Annotated in this window: 1 protein-coding gene; it reads right to left on the reverse strand. The window is 70.6% G+C overall.

The window, feature by feature from the left end; genetic code table 11:
- Positions 1 to 1181: HNH endonuclease signature motif containing protein (locus CUT39_RS16245; RefSeq protein ID WP_157930752.1), on the reverse strand; the 1181-nt coding region annotated here is incomplete at its 3' end.
- Between the last annotated feature and the right edge of the window lie 236 nt (positions 1182 to 1417).

Raw genomic sequence — 1417 nt, forward strand, 5'->3', positions numbered from 1 at the left:
CCCGGGCCGGTCTTGGTCACACTCCACCCAGGAGTGTGGACCCGGCCGTGATGGAAGCGGCACAACAGAATGAGGTTGTCGGCGGTGGTGGGCCCGCCCCGCCACCACTCGACGAGGTGGTGCGCCTCGCACCAGGAGACCGGCCGCCCGCAACCGACCCAAGCGCAACCCGCCTGCTGCTCGGCCTCGAGTTTCCGGCGCAGGCTCGCCCCCGGCAGGCGCCGGTAGGCCCCGACCTCCACCGCCTCACCGGTGGTGTAGTCGAACACGATGGGGACGACCCCGGCCTCGCACGCGAGCAGGCGCGCCTTGGCGACCGAGACCGGTCGGCCCTCCATCAGCGGCACCCGCCCGGTGTCCTCGCCCCGGAGGGTGGCGAGGTCGACCGTCAGATTCAGCGTCGCGGTGTGGCCGTGCCGGGTCGGCGCGGCCGGACCGGCCCCGTAGGCGGCGATCATCTGGTGGAGGGCCTCGGCCCGGCGGTTGGCCGCCGGAGGGAGCACCCCGTCCTCGTCGGTCTCGTCGGCCCGGGGCGGGGGCACGGCCGTCTCCAGCAGCTTCGCGAACAGCCGCCCGGTCTGGCCGTCGAGCAGGCCCTCCAGCGACCACATGCCATTGGGCAGCTCCACCAGATCGACCCGCTGCAGCGACTGCTCGGAGAGCCCGTCCAGCAGCTCTTCGCCCGCATCGAGGGCGGCCTCGATCCGGTCGAGGTAGCCGATCAGCTCAGCCCGGGTGGCATGAGCGCAGTACTCGGCAATCAAGTGCTCAGGGGTGGAGCAGGTGACGTCGCCACCCCACGGGGAGGGGACCGCCTCGCCGTAGGGCACCCGGGCGTAGACGCGCAGGGCCTTCGTGCGCTCCAGGCGGCGGACGGCGACCGCGACCAGATCGATCCGGGCCCGCTCGGCGGCCGCCGCCTCGGCCAGCACCGCGAACTTCCGGGCGCACTTGGCGACCACGGCGATGTCGGCGGCCACCTTAAAGTGGAATCCGAACCCGGTCCGCAGCCACTCCAACGGCGAGGCGAACCCGTCCAGGTCGCGGTGGACCTTCCAGTCCAGCGCCTCGATCACCCGCCCCAAGACCTGGGCATGGACCGAGTTCATCAGCGCCGCCGCGTCGTCGAGGTCGGTGCGGAGGGCTTCGGCCCTGGTACTGCGGGTCCCGGTCGCCGCCATCGCACACCCCCTCATCGAGATTCGAACAAGCAGACCGATTCAGATCGCCTGTGCTACTACTCAATGTTACGGAACGATGACGGATATGGCATCACCCGTACGAGTGAGAGAGTCTTCATGTTCGGCACCGGACAACTTGGGGCCCAACCGGATACGAGGATCATTCACACTCGACGCCGACCCTCCCGCCACGGCCCCACCGCAACCGCCGACCACCCGGCCACGAACACCCACCC

The sequence above is a fragment of the Glycomyces xiaoerkulensis genome, from assembly GCF_002798405.1.
Lineage (GTDB): Bacteria > Actinomycetota > Actinomycetes > Mycobacteriales > Micromonosporaceae > Glycomyces > Glycomyces xiaoerkulensis.